Genomic DNA, 24,756 nt, shown 5'->3' on the forward strand with positions numbered 1-24,756 from the left:
GGCCGTTGGCGCCCAGCCTCCGTCGACTGTCGTGTATCCCGAGATCAAGATCGAAGCACCCCGCAGATTTCCGCCGAGGTAGGAGCCGCCCGAGCCCACGGAGGTAGGAGTTGACCACCACCCCTGGTCCGGTCCGGCACGACGAGCCGATCCGGCACGACGAGCCGATCCGGCGCACCGCGGTGGGCCGGGCACTGGCCGTGCTGGACGCCTTCGGGCCGGGAAACCGTACGCTGACGCTCAGCGAGATATCCCGGCGAGCCGGATTGACGTTGCCGACCACCCACCGGCTCGTGGGTGAGCTGGTCAGCTGGGGGGCGTTGGAGCGGCATCCGTCGGGACGCTACTTCGTCGGGCTGCGCCTGCTCGAACTCGCCGCGCTCGCTCCGCGCGGTCTGGAGCTACGCGAGGCCGCCTATCCCTACCTCGACGACCTGCACCAGGCCACGCACGCCAACGTCCATCTCGGGGTGCGCGACGGTCACGAGGTCGTCTACGTCGAAGCCATGCGGTCGCGGGCGAGCGCACAGATTTCCAGTCGGGTCGGCGACCGCTGGCCGCTGCACGCCACCGGGACCGGGCTGGTGCTCCTGGCCTATGCCGACAAAGAGCTGCAGGACGACGTGCTGCGGGCGCCGATGGTGCGCTACTCGCCGAAGACCATCGTCGATCCCCGGGTGCTGCGGCGGATGCTCGCCGAGGTCCGCCAGACCGGGGTGGTCATCACCCGTCAGCAGATAAGCATGGAGGCGGTGGCGGTCGCCGTACCGGTGCGCGGGCCCCGCGAGAACGTGGTCGCGGCGATCAGCGTGGTGGTCGGCACCGACGAACAGGTGCTGCGGCGGCTGATCGCGATGCTGGCGGACACCGCCGCGTCGATCTCCACCGTACTCGGCGCCACGCCAGCGCCCCGCCGCCCCGCATCGCAGCGCTGCCGCGGCGTATCGCTGACCAGCCCGGCGTGACCCCCGCGGCTGGGCCGGTCAGCCCGGCCGAGGGGTCAGCCCGGCGGTTCGATGCCGAGAAATCGGAACGCGTTGTACCAGGTGATGTCGGCGAGCACGGCCGGATCCAGGTCCATCGACCGCAGTGTCGCCGCGGTCGGTTCCTCCCGGGCCATCGCCGGGAAGTCCGAACCGACCAGCAGCCGGTCGTGACCCAGCAGATCGATCAGGTAGCGCACGGCGCGCCGGTCGAACACCAGTGAGTCGTAGTAGAACCGGCGCGCGTACTCCAACGGCGCGGGACCGTCGTCGGGGCGTGGCGCCCGGTGCGGAAGCGCCGGCTCCTCGTTCCACGCGCCGGTCTGAAAATACTGGGCCCGGGGCAGCATCAGCGGGAATCCGCCGGCCGCGTGGCTGAACGAGATCCGTAGGTCCGGGCAACTCGCCGCGGTACCACCGGTGACCAGCGAGGCAGCTGCCCGGGCACCCTCCAACCCGACGGCGTACGTCCCCTTCGCCGCTGCCGGTAGTCGGTCGACCGGTCCCGGCAACGCGTGTACGAAGACCGCGACGCCGAGGCGCTGCGCCTCGGTGAACACGGCCCGGAACCGCTCCTCGCCGATCGGCACCCCGGCCACGCTGGAGGCGATCTCGACGCCGTACAGTCCCAGGTCGCGGATCGCGGCCACCTCGGCGGCCGCCAGCTCGGGCTCCTGCATCGGCACCATCCCGAAGCCGAACAGCCGGGTCGGCGCCGCCGAGCACAGGGCAGCGGTGAATTCGTTGACATGCCGGGCCAGCGCCAGCCCGTCTGCCGGTGGCAGGTCGTAACGCAACAGCGACGGCATCGGTGTGAGCACCTCGGCGTCGACGCCGGCGGCGTCCATCGCCGCGATCCGCCGTTCGGCGTCGAAGAACACGTCGCGGGCGGTGAACCGGGTCGGGCCGAAGACGAGTACCCGCGCGGTGTCGCCGTCGACCGGTTCCATCCGGGGGAAGCACGCCGGGGCGTCGGCCGGGTAGTCGTCAGGTAACAGATGGGCGTGTGCGTCGATCAGCATGACGCCGCTTCCGGGTGGACGGACACGTGCACCGCCGCCTCGCCGGCCACTTCGCCGCCCAGGGTTTCCATCGCCAGCGCGGTGTCGTCCAGCCCGAACGTGTGGGTGTGCAGCTTCGCCAGTGGGAACCGGCGGGACTCGATGATCCGGATGGCGTCGGCGCAGGCGCGGGCGTCGACCCCGTACGCGCCGACGACGGTGAGGGCCCGGTTGATGATCAGATCGGTACGTAGCGGCACCTCCTTGCCGCCCTTGAGCCCGGCAAGCACCACCCGTCCACCGAGCCTGGCGGCGAGCAGCGCGTCGGTGACCGGGGCGGTGGCCATCGGCGTCAGCTCCAGCACGACGTCGGCCAGCCTGCCGTCGGTGAGTTCGGCGACCCGGTCGACGGTGTCGCACTCGTCGACCACGATGGTGTGATCCGCCCCGAACTCCGTGGCCAGCGCCAGCTTGTGCGCGTCGGCGGACAAGCCGGTGACGATGATGGTGCCGGCGCCGGCGGCGCGCGCGGCGATCACCGAGGCCAGCCCCCGTTGCCCGGCCCCCAGCACGAGCACCGTGTCGCCGATGCCGACTCCGCCGAGATGACAGGCCCAGCGCACGCCGGCGCCGATCGGGTTGACCATCACCGCGATCTCGGCCGGGAGGGTCTTGTCCACCGGGTGCAGGATCGCACCGGGGGAGAGGTACAGGTACTCCGCCAGACCGCCCCACAGCCCCGGAGCGACCGACAGCGGGGTCACCCCGTGTCCCACCGCGCGATGGCGGCAGTACTGGTACCGGCCGGTCAGGCACGACTGACAGGACCGGCAGGGAACGACGATCTCGACGGCGACCCGGTCGCCGGGGACGACTGCCCAACGCTTCGCGGCCTGCTCGCCGATTTCCTCGATGATTCCCAGCGGCTCGTGCCCGGGAATCAACGGACCGGTCGCCTTGCCCAGATGCCCCCGGTAGGTTTCCACGTCGCTGCCGCAGATCCCGTTGGCCTCCACCCGCAGCAGCGCGTGGTCCGGCCCGACCGGCGGCCGGGCGAACTCTTGGATCTCGATTCGCCGGGGCCCCAGCAGGACCGCCGCGCGCACCATGTCAGCCATGTCTGGTTTCCTCCCGCGTGTTTCGTCTGCGCCACCGGTGTGCGTCAGTTCGCCAGCCGGGTGAGCCGGCTCTTCATCTCGGAGCGCTCGATCGACCCCGGAGCGACCAACGTGACGACCGCGCGTACCGACAACCGGGACCGGATGGTCGACTCGATCCGGTCGCGCAGCTCGTCGTGGTCGCCGGGGTGCTCGCCCCACTCGGCCTCGACCCGCAAGGGCGGCTCCACCCGCGGTCCCCGGGCCGGCAACACGATCTGCACCGCGCCGGACGTACGCGGGTGCAACTCCTGCACGAGGTCCCGTACCGCCGACGGAAACACGTTGACCCCGAGCACGATGAGCATGTCGTCGGTCCGGCCGACGCAGCGGATCAACGGGGCACCGTCCCGGGCCAGCCTGGTGACGGTGACCCGGTCGCGGGTACGGAACCGCACCAGCGGACAGCACTGGCGGTCCACGGACGTGTAGACCAGTTCCCCGGTGACCCCGGGCTCGACCGCGACCGGCTCGCCGGAGGACGGATCGATCAGCTCGGCGAGCACGTGTCGACCGCCGGTGAACCGCATCCCGCCGCTGCCCGGGGCCTCACCGAACAGCACCGGTGCCATGTCCGCGTTGCCCAGGCCCTCCGTCACCGGCGCACCCCACTCCGACTCGAGGTGTGCCCGAAACGCCGGCTCCCCGCCGCCGGGCTCGCCACCGACGAACACCTTGCGCAGCCGGAACTCGCGCGGGTCGCGACCGACCTTCTGCCGTACGTACTCGGCGAGGTACCGGGCGTACGACGGGGTCGAGTGCAGCGCCGTGACGCCCAGCGTGTTCATCGCGAGCACCGCCTTCTCCGACGCGCCGGTACCGATCGGGACCACCGTGGAGCCGATCCGCTCCAGGGCGTCGCGGATCGGCAGGCCACCGACGAACAGGGTGAGCCCCGACCCGTGCAACACCACGTCCTCGCGGGTGGCGCCCATGGTTCGAAACGCCCGCGCGGTCATCTCGGTCCACGCCTCGGCGTCGTCGCGGGTCACTCCCACCCAACTCGGCGTACCGGTGGTGCCGGTCGAGGCGTGTACCCGGATCACCTCGCAGATGTCGACCCCGGCGTGTCGCCCGAGTGGCGGTGCCGCCGCCTGGCTCGCCCGCAGCATCTGCTTGTCGGTGAACGGAAACCCGGCGATGTCGGCCAGTGAGCGGAACGCCACCGGATCGATGCCGTGCCCGGCGAACAGGTCGGCGTAGAACGGTGACCGGGCGGGCAGCCCGGCGAGCTGACTACGCAGCGTTGCAGTGACCGCATCGACGTCTGTCGGTGCGACGAAGGTGGGAGCGGCTGTCATCAGCGGCACCACAGACCGCTCATCACCCGCGGCGGGGCCGTTGCCGCTGCCCTCCGGCGGGTCGCGCCGCCCGCATCGACGTGCATCCACATCACAGGACCCGTCCTCCTTGCGGTAGACAGAGATCGGAACAGACATCGGCGTCACCCGGCGCCGGTGCGTAACCATCCCGCGCGGATGATCAGCCGGACAAGGCTCCTTTCGTGACATGGAAGGCAGACGGGAACCGGGGCGCTGTGGCGGCGACGTTCAGTCAGCTCACAAGATCGCGCGGCATACTGAAGGGGACAGCCGTGCATGATGGTGGGCCGATGGCCCGGGAGGTGGCCCGATGGGTGCGGTGTTCGCCGTGGTGGACCTGCTGTTGCTGCTGGTTCAGCTGCTGCTCGTCGTCCGCGCGATCATGGACTGGACCTCGGTGCTGGCCGGACCGGCGTCGCCCGGCTCGGCCCGCTCTCGCCTGACCAACGGCGTGCATGCCGTGACCGAGCCGGTGCTGGCCCCCGTGCGCCGGGCCCTTCCGCCGCTGCGCTTCGGCGGTGTCGGCATCGATCTGGCCTTCATCGTGGTGTTTCTCGCCCTCGTCATCGTCCGGGCGCTGCTGCCCTGAACCGGCCGGCGACTGCGGCTACCAGCGCCAGCGCCAGAAACGGCGTTCGTAGCGCACCACGAGCGAACCGGCGGCGGTGCTGCCGGTGATGACCAGATGCGGGGTGGTCGAATCCGGCTCGGGCGCCGACGGCACCTTCGTCGTCGCGGTGCCGGCGCTGGTGATCAACCCGTCGATGTTGGCGGTCGCGCCCGGCGGAAGCACGACGGTCGTCGAACCGCCCTGCACGGCGAGCTCGATCTGCACCACCCGATGATCCACGACGGCGTGTCGTAGGTCGAGCTTGACCATCCCGGCCTTGCTGTGCACCACCAGGCGGCGGGGCACGCTCCAGCGACCGGAACGCCGGATCTGGCCTGCCTGACCGCGCAGCTCGACCACGTCGTCCGGGAGCACCGCCGGATCGGCGGCGGGCAGATCGGCGACGAACGGCTCCACCTCACCGTGGGTCCGGGCGCGCAGCACGCCGTCGACGCGCTCCTCGAACTCCGACAACGTCAACCGGCCCTGCGCGACGGCGACGTTCAACCGGGCGACGACCGCTTCCCGCTCGGCGTCGGACATTCGAAGCTCCCGCCGGGACGGGACGACATCGCCACTCACGTCGCCGACTCTACGACCTCGCCCGGCACGGTGGTGAGCGGGCGGTCCGGATGACGGCACCCGGCGGCGAACAGGTCGAGGTAACGGGTTACCCAGTTACGCGCGGTGGCGACGGCGAGCTTGTCCGCCGGATACTCCAGGTAGCCGTCGAGCCGGTCCGGCTGCGGCACCAGCCCCCACACCAGTGAACCCCGTTCGGCGTCGGTGAGCACCTCGTGCACCTGTACGGCCAGGTCGGGCAGCTCCAGCCGGACGTCCAAGGTGCTCTGGTACGCGAAACTCACCATCAGCCCGGACGGCATGCCACCGCTCGTCGGGCCGAGTAGCTGTTCGTAGATCCAGTTGGTCGGCAGCACGTTGTCGATACCGGCGAACAGACCGCCGGCGGTCTGGTCGACCAGGTCGGCGAAGGACACGGCGGCGGCCGTACGGATGCGTAACGGCAGCGCCGTGGCCATCACGACGACCGTGTCCTCGTACGCCCGGGGTACCCGGTTCGCGTGCGGTACCGACAGCGTCACGTCGGGCTGTCCGCTGAGCTCGGCGAGGAGCAACGCCATCGCGGCCGCCGCGACCGCGTTGACCGTGGCGCCACGCGCCCGGGCGAGTGACTCGGCGCAGCGCCGTACCTGGCCGGGGACCTCGAAGCGATGGGTAACCGCCCGCCCGGTGGGCCGGTCCGGGACGGTGCCGTCGAACGGCAGGTCCAGAGTGGGCGAGGCGTCGCCGAGATGCCGCGCCCAGTAGGCGAGCCGTCGACGTCGGGTCTGCTCGTCCCAGCGGCCCTGCTGCCAGCGGGCGTAGCCGGTGCACTGGGCGGCCGGCGGACCGAGGTCCGGCATCCCCGTGTCACGTGCGTTCCGGTAGCCGACCGCCAGCTCGCGCAGCAGCACCGAGATCGCCCAACCGTCGCAGGCCACGTGATGCACGACCAGGACCAGCCAGGACTCGCGTGGACCGAGGCGGACCAGCGCGAATCGCGCCGGTGCCTCGTCGGCCAGCGCGAACGCTGGCCGCACCACCGCCCGGCAGGCCGCCTCGGCCCGCTCGCGGGCCTGCTCGGGCGCGAGCCCGGTCAGGTCGACGACGGGCAGCGGAGCCGGTCGGTGCGCGATGATCCGCTGGACCGAGGTGTCGCCTTCGTACCGGATCCGGGCCCGCAGCGCGTGGTGCCGGGCAATCAACGCGTCGACGGCCATGTCGAGTGCGCCGAGGTCCAGTTCGCCGACGAGTTCCAGTCGCAGGCCGACGTTCCAGCTGCTGGAGTTGCCGGTCCGCTCGACGAGCTGCATCATCCGGTTCTGCTGTGCCGACAGCGGTGCCCGGGTCACCTCACGCTGGTCTGCCGGCACGGCCAGCCAACGCAGCAACTCGGTCTTGAACGCCCGCATGCCCGCCAGCAATTCGGGCGTCACCGCCGAGGGCGGGGCGTCGTAGCGTAACGCGCCGTCGACGTCGGCGAGCCGTACGTCGCGCACCGCGACCAGTTCGAGCAACTCCTCGAAGGTCACAGCGTGCCCCGTACCCGCCCGCCGTGGGCTTGGCCGTGGCTGTGGCCGTCGGCGGCAGGCGTCGGATCGGCCTCGCGTAGCCGGTGCGCCATCGCGCGCACCGTCGGGGCGCGGAAGAACTCCAGCGCCGGGTACTCGACCCCGGTGGCCTCGCGCACCCTGTTGAGCAGCCGTAGAGCGTTGATCGAGTGCCCGCCGAGAGCGAAGAAGGACGAGTCATCGTCGATGGATGAAGCGGACTGGTCGAGCTCGGCGGCCCACAGCGTCCGCACCGTCTCCGCGACCTGGCCGATCTCCGCGACCCGCGGTGTCGGTGGTACCGGCGGCGCCGACACCACCGGCGCGGTCGGGCCGGTCGGGACCGGGCCGGGCGCGGTGGGGCCGGGCAGGACGGTCCGGATCGTCGGTTCCGGCAGGCCGGACTGGTCGAACTTGTTGTTGCCGGTCTGCGGCAGCACCGGTAGCAGGGCCCACACCCGTGGGATCAGGACGTCGGGCAGCTGGCAGGCCATCGCCGCGACGATCCGGTCGGCCAGTCCGTCCGGCGAAACGCCCGGTGCGGGCACCGCGTATCCGGCGAGATAGGGATCCCCGTGACGATCCCGGCGGGCCACCACGATCCCGTCGGTGACCAGGTCCAGCCCGCGCAGCACGGCCGACGCCTCGCCGGGCTCGACCCGGTTGCCCCTGATCTTGACCTGGTCGTCGGTGCGCCCGAGGAACACCAGCACCCCGTCGCTGGTCCAGCGGACCAGGTCGCCGGTGCGGTAGAAACGGGCGTCGGGGCCGCCGCGCGGATCGGCCAGGAACCGCTCAGCGGTCAGCTCGGGCCGGTCGAGGTACCCTCTCGCCACCCCCGCCCCGCCGATGAACAGCTCACCGACGGCGCCGACCGGTGCCAGGCCGCCCCACTCGTCGCGTACCTCGACGTGCACGTTGTCCAGCGGGCGGCCGATCGGGATCGGCCCGCCGGCCGGGCTGCTCGCGCCGTCCACCACGTCCACCACGTCCACCACCGCGATGATCGTCGTCTCGGTCGGTCCGTACACGTTGTGCACCAGGTACGGCAGGTCGGGTCGCGGACGTACCCGCAGTTGCTGCCCGCCGACCGCGAGGTGGCGCAGCCGTGGCTGCGCCACGACCGGCAGGCTGAGCAGTCCTTCGCCGATCGGCGTGGGCAGCATCGCCACGCTCACCTCGACCTCGCGCATCCAGCGGGCGAGCGCCATCGAGTCCAGGCGTACCATGTCGTCGGCGATGGCCAGGCTGGCGCCGGCCAGGAAGGTCGGCCAGATCTCCAACATGGAGGCGTCGAAACTCTGCCCGCAGACCACGGAACTGCGGTCCGTGGCGGTCAGCTCCATCGTGTCGCGGTACCACCGGCACACGTTGAGCACGTTGCGATGGGTGATCACGGTACCCTTCGGCCTGCCGGTGGACCCGGACGTGTACATCACGTAGCACGCCGCCTGCGGATCGTCCGCGATCCGGGCGAGGCCGTCGCAGGACGCGGTCTCCTCGGCCGCGCCGGCGTCCCTGTCCACATGCACCGGCCGGACTCCCTCGGGCAGGTCCGGCGGCTCAGCGCCGGCGGTGGTGAGCAGCACCCGGGTAGCGCTGTCCGCGAGCATGAAACGCACCTGCCGGGCGTTGAGCAACGGATCCAGCGGCAGGTAGGCCGCGCCGGTGCGTAGCACCGCCAGGGCGGCCACGATGAACTCCGGTGACCGGGGCAGCCACAGCGCCACGACCGCACCGGCGCCCACGCCGTGGCGGGCCAGCCGGTCGGCGAGCACCGTGGCCCGCTCGTCGAGCTGCCGGTACGTCAGCACCCGGCCGCCACCGAGCACGGCCACGCTCTGCGGTGTCTGCGCGGCCCACTGCCGTACCGCGTCGTGCACGCAGCCCTGTGGCAGCTCACGGTGCCGGCCGGTGCCCCAGCGGGCCAGTGTGTCGCGGTCGGCGTCGAGCACGCCGGCCAGCGCCGAGATCGGCGTCGTGGGGTCGTGGGCCGCCGCGGCCAAGGTCGCCACCAGGTACGACGCCAACCGCTCGATGCTGCTCGCATCGAACAGGTCGGTGCTGTACTCCAGTCGACAGCCGAGTCCGTCCGGGTGGTTGGTCACGTACAGGCTCAGGTCGGTCACGGCGCGGTCGGCTCGATGGTCGAGCGGGTGGGCGTCGACGCCGGGCAGGTCGAGTTGCCAGGCGTCGTCGTTTTCGAACTCGACGATGGTCTGGAACACCGGAGTGCGGTCGGTGTCGCGTGCCGGACTCACCGCGCGTACCACCTGATCGAACGGCACGTGCGCCTGGTCGTAACCGTCCAGCGCCACGCCGCGTACCCGGCCGAGCAGGTCGGTGAAGGTCGGATCGCCGCCGAGATCCAGCCGCAGTGCGATGGTGTTGAGGAAGAACCCGACGACCTGCTCGGTGCCGGCCGGCCGGATCGACACCGGAGTACCCACGACCAGGTCGTCGGTACGGGTGAACCGGCGCAACGCGGCGGCGTACCCGGCGAGCACGGTCATGAACAGCGTGGCCCGGTGTTCGCCGCTGAGCCGGCTCAGCCGCTGGGTCAGCGGCGCATCGAGCCGTCGGCGTACCGAGGTGCCGTGACCGGTGGGAAACCGGGGGCGCGGCCGGTCCGTGGGCAGGTCCAGCACCGGCAGGTCGCCGGCCAGCTGAGAACGCCAGTAGGTCAGGCCCGCGTCGTCGGTGCCGCCCGGCCCGCCCGGGTCACCGTCGTGGGACCGTTGCCGTTCTGCCTGGGCGAGATCCAGACAATCCGGTTGTCCGGCCGGCAGGTCGGCCGGCCGACCTGCCAACTCCGCTTTGTACAGCGTGGACAGATCGCGGGTCAGAATGGCCACCGAGGCCGCGTCGACGATGATGTGGTGGAACGAGAGCACCAGCACATGCCGCTCGGCCGACCAGCGCAGCAACCGGCTGACGAACAGCGGTCCGGCGGTCAGGTCGAACGTACGTCGGCTCTCGGTGGCCAGCACCGACCGGACGACCTCGTCGAGGTCCCGGCCGGTGTGTTCCTCGACGGCGAAGTCGACGACGCCCCTCGTCAGCACGATCTGCACCGGCTCACCGTCCTGTTCACGGAACACGGTGCGCAGTGCCCCGTGCCGGGCCACCAGCCGTTCGATCGCGGCGCGCAGTGCCGACACGTCCAGCCGTCCGTCCAGCCGTACGGCGGTCGGCTCGTTGTAGGCACCCCGGCTCGCGTCGAGCCGTTCGAGAAACCACATCCGCGCCTGGCCGTGTGACAGCGGTCCGGACCGTTGTGCCTGGCCGGGCGGCTGCGACCCGGACCGTTGTGCCTGGCCGGGCGGCTGCGCCGGCGGATGGTAGCGGGCGCGGAGCAGATCGAGGTGCGGCAGTGCGGCCCGCACCTGGTCGGGGCGTGCGCCGAAGTCGATCAGCGCGGCCACCTCGTCGACGCCGGCGTCCACCAGTGCGTCGATGAGCCGAGCGCCCTCGGCCACGGAGCCGATCAGCGCGCGTGACTCGCAGTACCGGTCGTACGCGCGTTGGAAGACGTAGTCCAGATCCTCCTCCTGGGCGCCCTCGACGTCGACCCGCAGACCCAGGCTGTTGGTCACCTGACCGAACAGCGACAGCGAGGACCGCAGATACGCCCGCAGCGGTGCGAACGCCTCCGACCGGGCACGTTGCGCGTCCTCGCCGAGGTAGGTGTGGACGAGTACGACCACCCGTCCGCCACCCGGGTCGAGTCCGTGCGCGGCGCGGGCCTTGCGGTACCGCTCGATGTTGCCCGCCAACTGCTCCACCGACTGGCTCATCAGGTTCGTCACGACGCCGAGATCGTGTTCGGCGGCACGCTGGTACGACTCCGGGTTGCCCACGACCGCGACGAACATCGGCGGTAGTGGCTGTACCGGGCGGGGGAGGGTGCGTACGTCGACGGTGTCGCCGGTCCCGTTGCGACGTGGCACGGCCTCGCCCTGCCAGTGGCGTCTGACCTGATCCAGATGGTGGTACATCACCTCCCGGTGGGTGCCGAAGTTGTCCGGGGCGAGAACGAAGTCGCCGGCGTGCCAACCGGGTGCGCAGCCGATCCCTACCCGGCCACCGGAGAGCCGGTCGACCATGGACCATTCCTCGGCGACCCGGATCGGGTCGTGCAGCGGCAGGACCACCGACCCGGCATGCAATCGGATCCGGCTCGTCTCGCGGGCCAGCGCGGCGGCCAGGACCACCGGGTTGGGGAAGATCCCGCCGAAGGAGTGGAAGTGCCTTTCCGGGATCCACAGTGCGTGGAACCCGTGCTCGTCGGCGAAGCGCGCCGAGTCGATGATCGCCTCGTACGGGTCGGTCGGGTTCCTGTTGTCCGGCGCCCCGTCTCGCGGATAGTCGCCGAAGAAGTACAGGCTGAAGTCCGGCGCGGCCCGCGCCGACGGAACAGGCGCCGGTCGGGGTACGGGTTCATCCGCCGTGACGGCCGTCGGTGTCCGTGCCGGCGTGCTCACCGGCACGGTCGTGGCGCGCGGGCGGGGTAGGAGGTCGGCCGCGCGCATCTCCCGCAACGAGCGTTGCACCGCGTCGATGAGCGTGTCGACGTCGTCGTCGGTGTGCGCGGTGGAGAGGAAGAAGTTGCGCCACTCCCAGACGTACACGCCCTTGAGGAGCAGATGGTGGTAGAGCAGTTCGAGATCCGCCCGGTGCTCGAACCGGAACTGGGATCCGAAGTGCCCCAGCCGGACGGGATACTCCTCCTGCTCGAAGAAGCCGTTCAGCGTGCCGACCAGCCGGTCGGTCCGGGCGTTGAGCGCGTCCTGCAGGTCGGGGCTCTGCTCGGTGAGTCTGGTCAGTACGGCACGCGCGGCCGCCATGGACACCGGATGCTGGATGTAGGTGCCGCCGAAGAACGTCGTCTCGCGTTCGGGCCGGCTGTCGTCGCCGTAGCGCCAGAAGCCGCCGTCCACCCCGTCCATGATGTCCGCACGGCCGGCGACGGCGCCGATCGGGAACCCGCCGCCGAGCAGCTTGCCGTACGTGGCGAGGTCCGCGGTCACACCGAAAACACCTTGGGCGCCGCGCGGATGTGGTCGGAACCCGGTCAGCATCTCGTCGAACATCAGCACGATGCCGTACCGTCGAGTGATCTCACGCAGCTGACGCAGGAACCGCGCCGGCTGCAGGGTGGGGTGGCGGGACTGTACCGGCTCGACGATCACGGCGGCCAGCCGTTCGCCCAACGTCTCGATCGCGGCCAGCGCCTCCGGTACGCCGTAGTCGAGCACGACCAGGTCCGCGACCGCGCTGGCCGGGATGCCGGGACTGACCGCGACGGTGCTGCGGTCCGTGTCGGTGCCGAACGAGCGGCCGAGGACGTTGTCGGCGTGCCCGTGGTACGAACCGTGGAACATGACGATCGTGTCGCGGCCGGTGGCGGCTCGGGCGAGCCGGATCGCGGCGGAGTTCGCCTCGGTGCCCGAGTTGGCGAACGCCACCCTCGGCATCCCGGTCAGGCTGCTGAGCAAGGCGGCGGCCTCACCGGTGGCGACGCTTCGGGGTCCGAGCCGGATTCCCCGGGACAGGTGCTCGTGCACCGCGTCGGCGACGAAGTCCGGCTCGTGGCCGAACAGCAGCACACCGAAGCCCATCGTGATGTCGAGATACCGGTTGCCGTCCACATCCGTCAACCAGGCACCGTCGGCGCGCTCGCCGGCGATCGGATACAACATCTCCTTGGTAGCGTTGCGGAACCCGACCACGGCCCGGCTGTCCGCCAGCACCTCCCGGTAGCGCTGGGCGATCTCCTTCGAGCGCCGGGTCTTCGCCACGAACTGGCGTTGCAGGTCGGCCAGGTGCGCCCGCTGTCCGGCGGTGGTGACCGCACCGGCCTGCCCGGCACCGGGATCGACGGTCACCCGCGGACCGTGTACGACGCCCTCCGGCGCCCGCGCGGGCGGTGCGGCCGGCTCTGGCCCCGGCCCCGGCTGCGGCTCTGGCTCCGGCCCCGGCTGCGGCTCTGGCTCCGGCCCCGGCTGCGGCTCTGGCTGCGGTGTGCTGGCTGCTGGTGACTCGGGGGTACCGGCTGGCTCCGGTGCGGTGACCGGGGCACGGCGGGACAGGATCAGCCGCGACAACTTGTGCGGGGTGTCCGCCGCCTCGAACAACTCGCGCATGGCGAGCCGGACCCCGAACGTCGCCTCGAACTCACGCAGGGCGTTGATCATCGCGAGCGAGTCCGCACCCAGCTGGACGAACGAGCTGTCGGGGGCGATGTCGGCCGGAGTCGAGCCGAGATGCCGGGCGGTGATCTCACGCACCTGTTCGAGCACCGGTTCCAGCGTGGCTGTGGCCGGTTCGGTGGCTGTGCCGGTGTATCGACCAGTGTCGACGTCGACCATCGCCCCTCCAAGGTCGGTTCGGGCCAGTGGCGGTCCGGTCCAGTGGATGCGCCGTTGGAATGGATAGGCGGGCAGCGGCACCCGCCGACCGGTGCCGGGGCCGAGCAGGGCGGACCAGTCAAGATCGACACCGTGTACGTAGAGCCTGGCGACCGCCTCGAGATGGTGCTCGATGCCGGCGCCCGCGCGGTGCGCGGCGAGTACCGACGACGAGGGCAAGGCGGCTCGCAGCAGCCCGACCAGGCTCGGCTGCGGGCTGAGCTCCAGCACCGGGGAGGTCGTCGGCGCGTCTACCGCGAGCGCGTCGGCGACGAGGTCGAAGCGGACGGTGGCCCGGGCCTGCCGGACCAGGTAGCCGGCCCCCGGTCGGTGCCCGACCGGCCACGTCGTCCCGTCCACGCTGGTGATCAGCGGCGTGGTCAGCGGTGCGAGCGCGACCGTGGCGAACACCTCGGTCAGCGGGGCGAGGATCGGGTCGAGCAGCGCCGAGTGGAAGGCGCGGTTGACCGCGAGCCGATGCCAGCGCAGGTCCTGCCGGTCGAGCCAGCGGCAGGCCGCCTCGACCGCCTCGACCGGCCCGGCGACGACATGGTTGTCGGCCGCGTTGACCGCGGCGAGGTCGAGCCGCCGGTCACCGGCGAGCAGTTCGTCGATCGGCGCTCGGGTGGCGAAGACCACCACCATCGCACCCGGTACGGTGTGTTCGCGCATCAATCGTCCGCGCAGCCCGGTCAGCCGCAGCCCGTCCTCGATCGACAGTGCGCCGGCGGCCGCGAGCGCCGCGTACTCTCCGACGCTGTGCCCGGCGACCAGGCGCGGTGCCACCCCGAACGAGCGCCACAACAGGGTCAGCGCGGTCTGGAACGCGAACAGTGCCGGCTGGGCGACATCGGTCTCCCACTGCGCCGGGCCGGCTCCGTCGACCAACGGCGTGAGCAGCGACGGTCCACCCGTGCGGCGCTGATGTGCCTCGCAGGCGTCCAGCGCCGCCCGGAACTGCGGGTATCGCCGGTAGAGTGGCCCGGCCGGGCCGACGTTCGTGGTGCCCTGTCCGCCGTACACGAACACCGGATCGGCGCGTCCGGCCGGGACCGTCGCGACCGCGACCCGGTACGGGCGCTGCAGCTGGGGCGCGGCGAGATACTCCGCCAACGCATCGGCAAGGGCCGTCGCGGTGTCGCCCGTCACGACGAGTCGGTGTCGCCAATGCCGGCGGCCGGTCGCGGCGGTGGCGACCAGATCGCGCAGATCGGGTGCGGGCTCGGACCGCAGGTGATCCAGGAACCGGCCGGCGAGGGTCCGCAGGCCGTCCGGGTGGTGCGCGGACAGCGGCAGTATCGCCAACCGCGCTGTCGCGTGCGACGGTGCCGGTCCGGACACCGTCGGTCCGGTCGGTGGAGGCGGAGCCAGCCGCGGTGGTGGTGCTTCGAGGATCAGGTGGGCGTTCGTGCCTCCGACGGCGAGCGCGGTCACCGCTGCCCGACGCGGTCCGGGCAGGTCCGGCCAGGACTGTGCCTGCGTGGGGATGAAGAACGGACTGGTGGCCAGCTCCAGCGCCGGATTCGGCCGTTCGAAGCCGACCAGCGGCGGGATCTGGCCGTGCTTGAGGACCAGAACCGCCTTGATCAGTCCGGCCATCCCGGCACATGCGTCGAGGTGCCCGATGGCGGGTTTGGCCGAGCCGATCGCGCAGAATCCGGTGCGGTCGGTCCGCTCCCGGTACGCCGTGGTCATCGCGTCGAACTCGATCGGGTCGCCCTTGTAGGTCCCGGTGCCGTGGGTCTCCAGGTAGCCGATGGTCTGGGGGGAGACCCCGGCCACGTCCAGCGCGCGGGAAATCGCGCCCTGTTGCCCGGCCGCGCTCGGCGCGACGTAGCTGGTCTTCGCCGCGCCGTCGTTGTTGACGCCGCTGCCCAGGATCACCGCGTGGATGGTGTCGCCGTCGGCGACCGCCCGGTCGTAGCGTTTCAACAACACCGCCGCCACCCCGTTGCCGCCGACGGTGCCGTCGGACGACGCGTCGAACGCGCGGCACCGGCCGGAGCGGGACAGGATCGTGCCCTTGACGTACCGGTAGCCGAGGACCTGCGGGGTGTGCACCGCCGTCGCGCCGGCCAGGGCCAGGTCGGCGTCACCGGCCAGCAACGCCTGACCGGCCAGGTGCACCGCGACCAGCGACGTCGAGCAGCCGGTCTGCACCGTGATCGCCGGCCCGGTGAGCCCGAGCCGGTAGGCGACCCGGGTCGCCGCGAAGTCGTTGAAGTTGCCCAGGGCCACCTGGAAAGCGGGGGCGAACTCGCCCTGCCAGCGGGCTTCGGCCAGGTTGTTGTGCAGGTACGTGTTGAGCGGGTACAGATGGTAGCCGGTGCCGGCGAAGACGCCGACCCGCACGTCCGGGGGTGTGGCCGCGTAGCCGCCGTTCTCCAGCGCGTGGTAACAGACCTGCAGGAACATCCGGTGCTGCGGGTCGAGGGTGCGTGCCTCCTGCGGGTTGATCCCGAAGAACTCGGCGTCGAACGCGTCGATGCCGTCGAGTACACCGCTGACGGCCACGAAGTCGGGCGACTGGCGTAGGTCGGCGGGTATGCCGGCGGCGGCCAACTCCTGCGGGCTGAAGCGTCGTACGCTGGTCACGCCCGCCCGGATGTTGTGCCAGTACGCCTCGGGCGTGTCCGCCCCGGGCAGCCGGAACGCCATGCCGATGATCGCGATCCGCCGGTCGTCGGCGCTGGCACGCATCGCGTCCCTCATCGTCTCGGCCGCGCCCGGATCCGTAGCCCGACCACCATCACCACGGCCAGCAGCACCGCCAGGCCGTGGAACGCGGTGACCACGGTCAGCGGGGCGAACCGGTCCAGTAGCAACGAGCAGGCCACCATGCCGACGCCGAAGCCCAGGTTCTCGGCCGTGGCGGAGAAACCGAAGACGTAACCGCGCTGTTCGTCGGGAGCGGCCTGCAGCCGGGTGTGGTAGGCGATCTCGGTGAAGCCGTCGGCGATGCCGGCCACCACGGCGACCGTGACGGCCAGCGGTGTCGGCGGTGCGGTGAAGGCGAGGATGAACGCGATCGACATCAGCGCGGCACCGAGCGCGAACGCCTGCTCGTTGATGCTCCGGCCGGTCCGGGCCGACCAGACGGAGACGGCACGTTGGGCGACGATGTTGCCGACCGCCCAACTGGCCCAGAACTGTGCGACGAACGCGGCCGGGTGCTGCGGGTCGAGCGCGGTGGACAGGATGGGCAGACCGACGTTGTGTGAGGCGGAGCCGAACGCGTCGGTGGTACGCAGACTGATCAAAGCGAGCAGGATCGGGGTGTACCGCAGGTAGCGAAGGGCGGTGAGCTGCGCGGCGAGCAGTCCCGGTCGCGTCGGCACCACACCCGCCCCGGCCGCGCTGCCGACATCGGTGCCGCGCGTGGTGATCGGCAGCCGGGCCAGGACCGCGGCGGAGAACAGGAACGCGCCGGCGTCGATGAGGAACGCACCCGCGTAGCCGACCGTGGCGATGAGTACCCCGGCCGAGGCGAATCCGGCGACCATTGCGATCGAGCGACCGGTGGCGAGCAGCGCGTTCGCCCGTAACCGTTGATCCTGGCCGACGATCTCGGGGATGCTGCTGCGCAGCGCCACCCCGGTGAGGGTGGCGCCGGCACCGGTCACGACGGCGACGAGATACAACAGCCCGACCTGGGCACCGGTCGGGGAGACCACCAGCGCGGCGAGGGCGAGCGCCTGGGTGACGTCGGAGGCCACCATGATCCGTTTGCGGTCGAGCCGGGAGACGAGGCTGCCGGCGCCGAGGCCGGTGGCGAAGCTCGTGGCCAGGCGCAGCGCCATCAACAAACCGGTCTGCAACGCACTGCCGGTCAGCGAGTACGCGAACAGGTTGAGCGCGATCATGTCCAGGTAGCTGCCGTATGCCGAGACGGCGTTGCCGACCACCAGGAACCGGAAGTGCCGCATGCCGTCCCGGGTGCGAGGGACGCCTCGATCAGCGGTCTGCACGGGAGGGTGGCGGCGCGGAGATCGTCGTCGACATCAGCGCTCAGCGTATGGGAATACCTCGATCTTTGCAAGCTCTACATAGGATGATCGCCCTTTCGGTGACCGTCACGGTGGCCGTCGGGGACGGCGCGGCAGCAAGCCGTCGAATGTCGGCAACAGGGTCGCCTTCGCCCGGGGCCTGTCCGAAAACGCGAACTCGAACGGATCCTGGTCGTCGCGGTATTGGCGAATTCGCGCCGCGAATTCATCCGATCTGGTCCGGGGTGGGTGATCGCGGGAGCGTCTGCGTCAGTAGACGTACGGATCGTTGCCCTGGGCCGCCCCGATGGCGGCGAAGATGCCGCAGACGCAGCAGATCAGCAGGAGCACGGCCCCGACCACGCCGAGGACGATGAACAAGGTCCTGTTGCTGCTCTTCTTCGGTTCCGGCGCCGGTGGTGGCGTGCCTGGTCCGAACTGCGGTGGATAGCTCACCTGGGCATTTTGGCTGTTCGGCATGGGTTGGGGCAGTGGCCGTTAGGTGCATACTGGCTCGCCGACCGGATCCGTCGGACCCGACATCCGCACAGTTGGCTACTGTCGTATTTGCTCCTGTTATGCAGATAGATGCAGGTTGAGAGCGCTCTATCGGTGATGATGTGGGTGCGGGCGGTGACTTGGTGTCAGGGGCCCGTAGTGATGTGGTCGGCGCACGTCCGATGATCCTTCCCTCACCGGTCCGGCGGATCTCGGCCCTGTCGTCGAATCGGGTCAACCCCAACGTGCGGGTGTACCGCACGGCCCGGGGTACCGAGTGGGACACCTGTTGTTCGACGCCGCGGTCTTTGGCCGCCAGCCGATCTGCCGATCACGCCGTCGGGGATCGGCGGCCCCGCCGCCGATCCCCGGTGCCTCGGGCCATCGACCCCGCTGCGGCGCAGCGGGTCACCGGATGCTGCGGACCGTCTTGACGATAGCGGGTATCGAGCCGACGAGCAGGACGACGGCCCAGACGATCGCGATGATCGCCAACACGATCCCGGCGATCGCATCGGTGATGCTGACCAGGATGCCGGGCACCAGCCCGTGGAGGAACGCGACGACCAGGTTGCCGGCCAGTGACGTCAAGGTGATCGCCACCAGGCCTTTGTTCTGGATGAAGCGGGGCTGGGCGGCGACCAGCGTGCCCGCGAAGACCAACTTCAAGACCATCAGTGTGGAAAGCACCACCGCTGCCTCGCCGCGCGGGAAGAACCCCCACCGGATCAGATAGACGATCGTGCCGAACGGCACCGCGAGCAGCAGGGTCAGCATCGTGAGCAGCTTGGCGATCGCCACGAGCAGCAGCGCGAGGGCCGCGACGACGAGGATGATCGAACTGACCAGGGTGGCCGGCCCCTGCACCCGGCCGAGAGCGCGAGTCGGCAGCACCAGGCCGAGGCCGAACAGCCCGACGGTGAACAGGCCTACCACGTCGACCAGGGCCAGGTAACCGATCGCGATGCCCGGCGGCTCGGTGACCTGACCCGGATCGGGTACCGCCACGCCGAGTTCGCCGGCCTGGGCGGCAAGTCCGGCGGCGGCGTCACCACCGCCGAGCAGCCACGACGAGCCGATCTCGAGGCAGAGCACCAGGACCATCGACCCGAGGGCGATCAGGAACAGCGGGGTACGCAGCCTGTCCATCGGTCAACTCCCGGTCAGCAGGGTGACGGTGCAGGTGTCCGCCCGGCACCGCAGCCCGATGTCCCCGCCGGTGGAATCCACCGACACCGACAGGTCGTCGCCGGCGGCCAACTCACTGGACACCACGGTGTCGCCGCCCGGCGTGGTGGCCTGTACGACCAGCGGGGCGTCGGTGCGCATCCGCACCGACCGCATCGCCGAGCCGTCCACCGCGGCCACCGTGAGCGTGCAGGTGCCCGCGACGTCGAGTTGGGTGTCCGAGCGCAGACACGGTGCCGACAGGTCGGCCCGGTCCGCGTCGTTGGTGCCGGCGAGCCGGTCGCCCAGCCAGCCGACGAGGCCGCTGGGCCGGTCGGCGGCGGAGCCGTCGGTGGATCGCGCCCCGCCGAGCGCCAGGCCGTAGCCGACGACGAGGACCACCACCACCACGAGCAGGATCCGCTGGGGCCGGGTCAGCTTCGACCACACCGGGATCCGTACGGTGGTCACGACAGCTCGACGGTGAAGGTGGCGTACCCGGTCGACGGGCCTGGCTGGGCGAAGTGGTCCAGTGGCGTGACCTTCCACCGCACCAGACCGGTCTGGTAGATGAAGATGTTCGCCGCCCCGCCCGGCGTCGGCGTCTCGGTCAGCCTCGTGATCAGAAGGTTGGTGATCAGGCTGGGCGAGCCCACCACCCGTTGGTCCAGCGGCAGGAACACACAGTCCTTTCCGCTCACCGGTGGGTAGTCCACGAGCTGCAGGTAGGCGTCGGCGCACGTCTGGAGGCTGATGTCGACCTGCCACTGGTTCACCCACGACTCCTGCTGGGTCCAGGTGAGGGTCGACTTGCTGCCGGTGGCGGCCGGTTCGTCGCCGGTGGGCGCGGTGATCGTGGGCGCCGTCATGGTCGCGGTGACCGTCAGGTCGATCGTGGTGCCGGTGACCACCTCGGTGCCGGCCGGAATCGACTGCTCCACGGGGCTCGGCGGGTCACTGTCGGTGTAGCGGTAGGCGACGGTGCCGACAACGAGACCGACCTCGGTCAGCGCCTGGGTGGCGCCGTCGAGTCCGACGTAGCGACTCAGGTCGGGCACCGCCACCACCGGCTCCTCCGAGGAGTCGCGCAGCACGATGATCCCGATGGTGACCAGCAACGCGACCACCACGACGAGTCCGGCAGCGGCGAACCACCACCAGGGCCAGCCGGTCCGCTGCCGCGGTTGGCGTTGCGGGACCTGTACGACGAGCCGGTTGCTGAGAACGGAGCTTTCCTCTGGAGCCGAGTCAGCCGAATACACCCGGCCCCGCAACTCGAACTCGCCCGCCTCGGTCTCCGCCGGCACCTGCACCTTCACCAGATAGGACACCGATCCGGCGGGCTGCACCCGGCGTTGTGGCTCCTCCACACTGAACCAGGTGAGGTCGGCGCCGTCGCCCGGTGCGATCTCGAACACGGCCCGGTCGGCCCAGTCGGTTGGATTGGTGACGGTGAAGGTGATCGTTCCCCGGCCCGAGCCGTCGAGTTCGGTACGCTCGGCGGCCGTGGTCACCAGCCACTCAGTCGTCATGTCACTCTCCTGTCTGCTTGGCGGAATTGGTGCTGTCTGTCTTGGGCAGAATCGGTGGTATGTGAATCTCGTACGTGGTCGCGGCGGGCTTCTCCTGCTCCACCACGCGTCTGATCAGCGCCACGGCGTCGGCCGCGTCCGCCGGCACGTGGACGATCACGTGAAACGGTTGATCGGCCGGTTCGCTGAGCCTTATGCCCGACACCCCGGCCAGATCCTCGATCACGGTGCGTAGCCCGTGCGCCGTTCCACGCCACTGCGCCGCCGCAGCGGCCCGCGCGAGTGCGTTGCGTAGTCGGCCGAGCGGAATCTCGTTGCCGGCGACCGCACCCACGCCGCCGAGTAGGTGGTCAGCGGCCATCCAGTGCAGCAGGAACGGAACCATCGCCGCTGGCGCGCGGTACGGATGAAACAGGTCGTCGGCGGCGTCCAACCGAGCCTCGCACGGCTCGTGCATGCCCGCCATGACCTCGATCATCGCGCCGAGTACGCCGCCCGGTCCGGCCACCCGCTGGTAGTTGCCGGGCAGGAGTCGCTCAATAGCCTGTCGGCGCATCCCGCACCACCTCGATGTCGTGGCTGCCCGAGCAGAGCAGCCAGGTCTCGGGCACCGTCACGGCGTCCTGGGTGGACCGGTTGGCGGCAGCCGCCCAGGTGGTCGGACCAATCGCGGCGCGGTATACACCGCGCGGCGTGCCGGCGATCGCGAGCCGGCCGGTGCCGACACCGAGCGTCTCGACCGGTTCGAACCGGTTACGGTCGCGTAGCGGCAGGCCACCGTTGACATCGGCCGGCTGCCAACGCGGTCGTCGCGACGCCACGTCGAGCGCCATCACCCCGCCGCTCTGCGTCGCGGCGAGCAGGGTGGCTCCCGCGAAACCGAGAGCCCAGCAGGTGCCACCGGCCCAGCCGGCCCCCACCTGCTCCCACCGGACGTCGGCCTCGAACAGCCGGGCGCGGTAGCAGCCGTCCCCGGACCGGTTGGCGTCCGGCTCGGCAGTGCCGGCCCACAGGACCGTGGCTGCGCCGTCCAGCTGCACCACCAGGCTGCGTACGTCGATCCCGGACAGGCCACTGTGCCGGAACGATCCCGGCCGTCCGCCGTCCAGGGAGAGGTAGACGCCGTAGCGGGCCTGCGCGGCGAGCGCCACGCCGACCGCACCCCGTTCGGAGACGAACGACTGCACGGCGGAGAACCCGCGACCGGCATCGCCGTCGTCGACGCGGACCTGCAACGGGGCCGCCCCGGGGTGCGGAGCGAGCTCGTACAGCCCCGCGTCGGTGGCGAGCAGCAGCAGTGCTTCACCGTCACGGTCGACCCAGGCCAGGTCGGCCACGGCCGGCTCCAGATCGGCGACTCGCTGCCAACTCTCCCCGAGGTCGCGTGAGACGTGCACGCCGGAGTTCCCGGTCGCGGCGGCCCTGGTCACGGCGGCGACCAGGCCCGGCCGGCGGACGAAGCCGGAACGGCTGCCGCCGGGTGCGGCCACCACCCGACGGACGCCTTCGCCGGGGAAACGGCCAACCGGCTCCCAGCCGCGGCCCCCGTTGGTCGACCGGAACAGGGTCTCGTCCGACCCGGCGTACCAGGTGTCCGGTTGGTACGCGTCGGCGGCGACGGCACGGACCCGCCCGTCCGGCGCGTCGTCGAGCACGAACCGGACGTCGTCGACGTAGCGCACCCCTGGTTCGGCCTGCTCCAGCAGGCGGTACACGGTCGACGACCGCAACGGCTCACCGAACTGCCATCCGCTGGGGTTGTGTTCGGTCGGCAGCGGGCTGATCGTCTGGTAGAGGCGATCGTGGATGCGGTCCCGGATCGCGTCGGGATCGTCCTCGACCCGTACCACGATCCGCGCACGCACCGACACCGGCTTGTACCGGGCCCAGGTGGTCACCACCCGGGTGCCCAACGCGCGTCGGGTGTCCAGCTCCTGCTGGGTCCGGGCCCGGACCTGCTCACCCTGATAGCTGGCCAGGGTCTGCGCGGTGAGCCGGCCGGCCGGCCGATCGGCGACACTGACCTGCGGCACCAGGACGGTCTCGACTTCTCCCGGGCGGGCGAACGTCCACATCGTGGTGCGGGTGAAGGTCTTGGCGCGGGCGATCGCCGCCGAGCCGGCGGCGGCGAGCAACTCGAAATCGCGGGCGGTCACCGCACGGCGCAGGGCGAACAACTCGTACGGACCCCGGTGCAGCGCCGACTCGATGGACTCCAACGCCCGGCCGCCCCGGGCCGGTGCCGGATTGGTCACGCTCACCCCGGCGACCGGGTCACGCAGGCTCGTCAAGGTGCCGGCGGCGACGTTGCCGGCCGGACCGCCGCCGGTGCGGTACCAGATGCGGATCTCCCGCTGTGCCGGTGGCACCGCCGCCAGCGACGTCGCCCGTCCGGTGCCGGGCCGCAGGTCCAGCGCGGGTGCGAAGGTGATGGTTCCGGTGGCCCGACTGATCAGGTAGACCTTGTCGGTCGGACCGGCCTCCGCGAAGGACACCACCGGCCGCCAGATCTCGAACGTCGACCCGCCGTATTCGCGCGCTGCGGCACCCTCCGGCAGCGAGCCACCGGACACCTGCACCCCGAGCAGCACGTCGAACGGCTCGGTGGTGCTGGTGATCGGCGGACGCGCCACGGTGTAGGCCTGACCGGGCGCGCCGGTGCCGACGCCGAGCAACTCGCCATCGACCGACTCGCAGTGGTGGGCGACCACCGAGACCTCCTCCGCCGAGGCCGGCAGCACGGCGCTGTCCAGCACGGTGAACACGGCGGGTTGCGGGTCGGCACCACGGGCGGCGGCGATCCGGGTGCCGGCCGGGATCGTGATGTCCGTCGCCGTGCCGCCACCTCTGGTACGCCGGAACGTCAGCTCGGTCCAGGCCGCCGACGGCGGGTGGCGCTGTACGCCCAGCAGGTTCAAGAACTCGACGTACGCCTTCTCCGGTAGCCGGTTCAGCCGGTACAACAGCACCTCGGTCAGATGGGCGAACACCTCGACCAGAGCCATCCCGGGATCGTGCACCGACAGATCAGTCCACTCCGGACAATGTATCCGGATGTGCTCACGAGCCTCGCGCACCAGCGTCGCGAAATCACGGTCGTCAAGATTGGGCACGGGCAGCGTCATGCCGGCCTCCTCCATGCGGCGGGTCCAGATGAACAGGTAGGTCGATCGCGGCCACGGTCAGGCTGGCGCGTACCTGGTAGCGCAGTCGCACCAGCAGCAGCGCCGGACTCAGCTGGTCGGGTCGAGCGTCGAGGTCGACGATGCGTACCCGGGGCTCCCAGCGCTCGATCGCCTGTCGTACATAGTGGATCGCCAGGCCAGCCGTGGTCTGGTCGTTCGGGGCGAACACCAGTCGGTTCAGCTGACAGCCGTAGGCCGGCCGCATCAGGCGTTCACCCACCGTGGTCGACAGCAGCATCAGGATCGCCTGGCGGATCGCGTCGTCGCCGTCGACCATCGCCACCGCTCCGGTGGCGGTCACGTCCAGACCTCGGCTGGCCTGACCTCGGCCGTTGTGGCGACCAGCGTCGCCCCGGGCGCCGTTGGTGCCTCCCTCACCGTCGTCCGGTGCACCACCCGGCCCGGCACCGACGGACCGGATGTCGAGGTTGGTGAACCGGAACGCCCGCGGGGTCATCGGTCCACCCCGACGAAGCGCTGGCCGGGGCTGCGTACCGTGTAGTGCACGGTGCCCGGGGCGGTGCCGTCGGTGAGCCCGTCCAGATCGGCGGCGACGACGGGCTTGCCGTCGACGCGAATCCAGTCGCGGTAGCCCCGCATCACCCGCAGTGTCGTGGTGCAGGGCTTCATCGTCGCTCCGTAGTTGGGGCAGGCCGCGATCGCGCGCCCTTGCGGATCCGGAGCCACCAGCACCGGCTGTCCGCTGATCCGGACCCAGCGCTGTGCGGCCACGTTGCCGACGATCCCGTCGTGGCCGCACTTGACCACCGCGCGTAACGTCACCAATCGCATGA

Annotated in this window: 17 protein-coding genes; 2 read left to right on the top strand and 15 right to left on the bottom strand. The window is 71.0% G+C overall.

Annotated elements, in window-relative coordinates; all coding sequences use genetic code 11:
* Positions 1 to 110 precede the first annotated feature (110 nt).
* The gene (locus ACN27F_RS32720) at positions 111 to 965 is read left to right on the top strand and encodes an IclR family transcriptional regulator (RefSeq protein WP_421439364.1); all 855 of its coding nucleotides are present in this window, start codon (positions 111 to 113) and stop codon (positions 963 to 965) included.
* A gap of 35 nt (positions 966 to 1,000) precedes the next feature.
* On the opposite strand, the gene ACN27F_RS32725 is transcribed toward ACN27F_RS32720, so the two are convergent.
* From ACN27F_RS32725 to ACN27F_RS32735, 3 genes are read right to left on the bottom strand one after another with little or no spacing between them, the layout of a single operon-like run.
* A complete protein-coding gene (locus ACN27F_RS32725) occupies positions 1,001 to 2,005 on the bottom strand; it encodes an amidohydrolase family protein (protein WP_421439366.1) in 1,005 nt (334 codons plus the stop codon).
* Positions 1,999 to 3,102, bottom strand: coding sequence for a zinc-dependent alcohol dehydrogenase (locus tag ACN27F_RS32730; RefSeq protein WP_421439368.1), 1,104 nt, complete (start codon positions 3,100 to 3,102; stop codon positions 1,999 to 2,001). The genes ACN27F_RS32725 and ACN27F_RS32730 overlap by 7 nt, the downstream gene beginning before the upstream one ends.
* A 44-nt stretch (positions 3,103 to 3,146) precedes the next feature.
* Entirely contained in the window at positions 3,147 to 4,442 is a 1,296-nt protein-coding gene (locus ACN27F_RS32735; protein ID WP_421439370.1) for a phenylacetate--CoA ligase family protein, read from the bottom strand.
* Between the two features lie 331 nt (positions 4,443 to 4,773).
* Between ACN27F_RS32735 and ACN27F_RS32740 the strand changes: the two genes are divergently transcribed.
* Positions 4,774 to 5,052, top strand: coding sequence for a YggT family protein (locus ACN27F_RS32740; protein ID WP_421439372.1), 279 nt, complete (start codon positions 4,774 to 4,776; stop codon positions 5,050 to 5,052).
* 18 nt (positions 5,053 to 5,070) lie between these two features.
* On the opposite strand, the gene ACN27F_RS32745 is transcribed toward ACN27F_RS32740, so the two are convergent.
* The 12 genes from ACN27F_RS32745 to ACN27F_RS32800 form a co-directional block, all read right to left on the bottom strand.
* A complete protein-coding gene (locus ACN27F_RS32745; RefSeq protein WP_421439373.1) occupies positions 5,071 to 5,655 on the bottom strand; it encodes a DUF1707 SHOCT-like domain-containing protein in 585 nt (194 codons plus the stop codon).
* Entirely contained in the window at positions 5,652 to 7,166 is a 1,515-nt protein-coding gene (locus ACN27F_RS32750) for a condensation domain-containing protein (protein ID WP_421439375.1), read from the bottom strand. Before ACN27F_RS32750 ends, ACN27F_RS32745 begins: the two co-directional genes overlap by 4 nt.
* Positions 7,163 to 16,294 (bottom strand): MupA/Atu3671 family FMN-dependent luciferase-like monooxygenase, encoded by a 9,132-nt coding sequence (locus ACN27F_RS32755; RefSeq protein WP_421439377.1) that lies wholly within the window; start codon positions 16,292 to 16,294, stop codon positions 7,163 to 7,165. The genes ACN27F_RS32750 and ACN27F_RS32755 overlap by 4 nt, the downstream gene beginning before the upstream one ends.
* An 8-nt stretch (positions 16,295 to 16,302) precedes the next feature.
* Positions 16,303 to 17,520 (bottom strand): MFS transporter, encoded by a 1,218-nt coding sequence (locus ACN27F_RS32760; protein WP_421439379.1) that lies wholly within the window; start codon positions 17,518 to 17,520, stop codon positions 16,303 to 16,305.
* Positions 17,521 to 17,850: 330 nt separating this feature from the next.
* The gene (locus ACN27F_RS32765) at positions 17,851 to 18,036 is read right to left on the bottom strand and encodes a hypothetical protein (protein ID WP_421439380.1); all 186 of its coding nucleotides are present in this window, start codon (positions 18,034 to 18,036) and stop codon (positions 17,851 to 17,853) included.
* A 450-nt stretch (positions 18,037 to 18,486) separates the two neighbouring features.
* On the bottom strand, positions 18,487 to 19,227 hold the full coding sequence (locus tag ACN27F_RS32770; protein WP_421439382.1) for a hypothetical protein: 741 nt from the start codon (positions 19,225 to 19,227) through the stop codon (positions 18,487 to 18,489).
* Between the two features lie 3 nt (positions 19,228 to 19,230).
* Entirely contained in the window at positions 19,231 to 19,716 is a 486-nt protein-coding gene (locus tag ACN27F_RS32775; protein ID WP_421439384.1) for a hypothetical protein, read from the bottom strand.
* Entirely contained in the window at positions 19,713 to 20,777 is a 1,065-nt protein-coding gene (locus ACN27F_RS32780) for a PASTA domain-containing protein (protein WP_421439385.1), read from the bottom strand. Before ACN27F_RS32780 ends, ACN27F_RS32775 begins: the two co-directional genes overlap by 4 nt.
* Before the next feature lies 1 nt (position 20,778).
* On the bottom strand, positions 20,779 to 21,333 hold the full coding sequence (locus ACN27F_RS32785) for a phage tail protein (RefSeq protein WP_421439386.1): 555 nt from the start codon (positions 21,331 to 21,333) through the stop codon (positions 20,779 to 20,781).
* A complete protein-coding gene (locus tag ACN27F_RS32790) occupies positions 21,314 to 23,902 on the bottom strand; it encodes a putative baseplate assembly protein (protein WP_421439387.1) in 2,589 nt (862 codons plus the stop codon). Before ACN27F_RS32790 ends, ACN27F_RS32785 begins: the two co-directional genes overlap by 20 nt.
* Entirely contained in the window at positions 23,877 to 24,419 is a 543-nt protein-coding gene (locus tag ACN27F_RS32795; protein WP_421439389.1) for a GPW/gp25 family protein, read from the bottom strand. The genes ACN27F_RS32790 and ACN27F_RS32795 overlap by 26 nt, the downstream gene beginning before the upstream one ends.
* The gene (locus ACN27F_RS32800; RefSeq protein WP_421439390.1) at positions 24,416 to 24,754 is read right to left on the bottom strand and encodes a hypothetical protein; all 339 of its coding nucleotides are present in this window, start codon (positions 24,752 to 24,754) and stop codon (positions 24,416 to 24,418) included. Before ACN27F_RS32800 ends, ACN27F_RS32795 begins: the two co-directional genes overlap by 4 nt.
* Between the last annotated feature and the right edge of the window lie 2 nt (positions 24,755 to 24,756).

The sequence above is a fragment of the Solwaraspora sp. WMMB335 genome (genome assembly GCF_049179075.1).
Taxonomy (GTDB): Bacteria; Actinomycetota; Actinomycetes; order Mycobacteriales; family Micromonosporaceae; genus Micromonospora_E.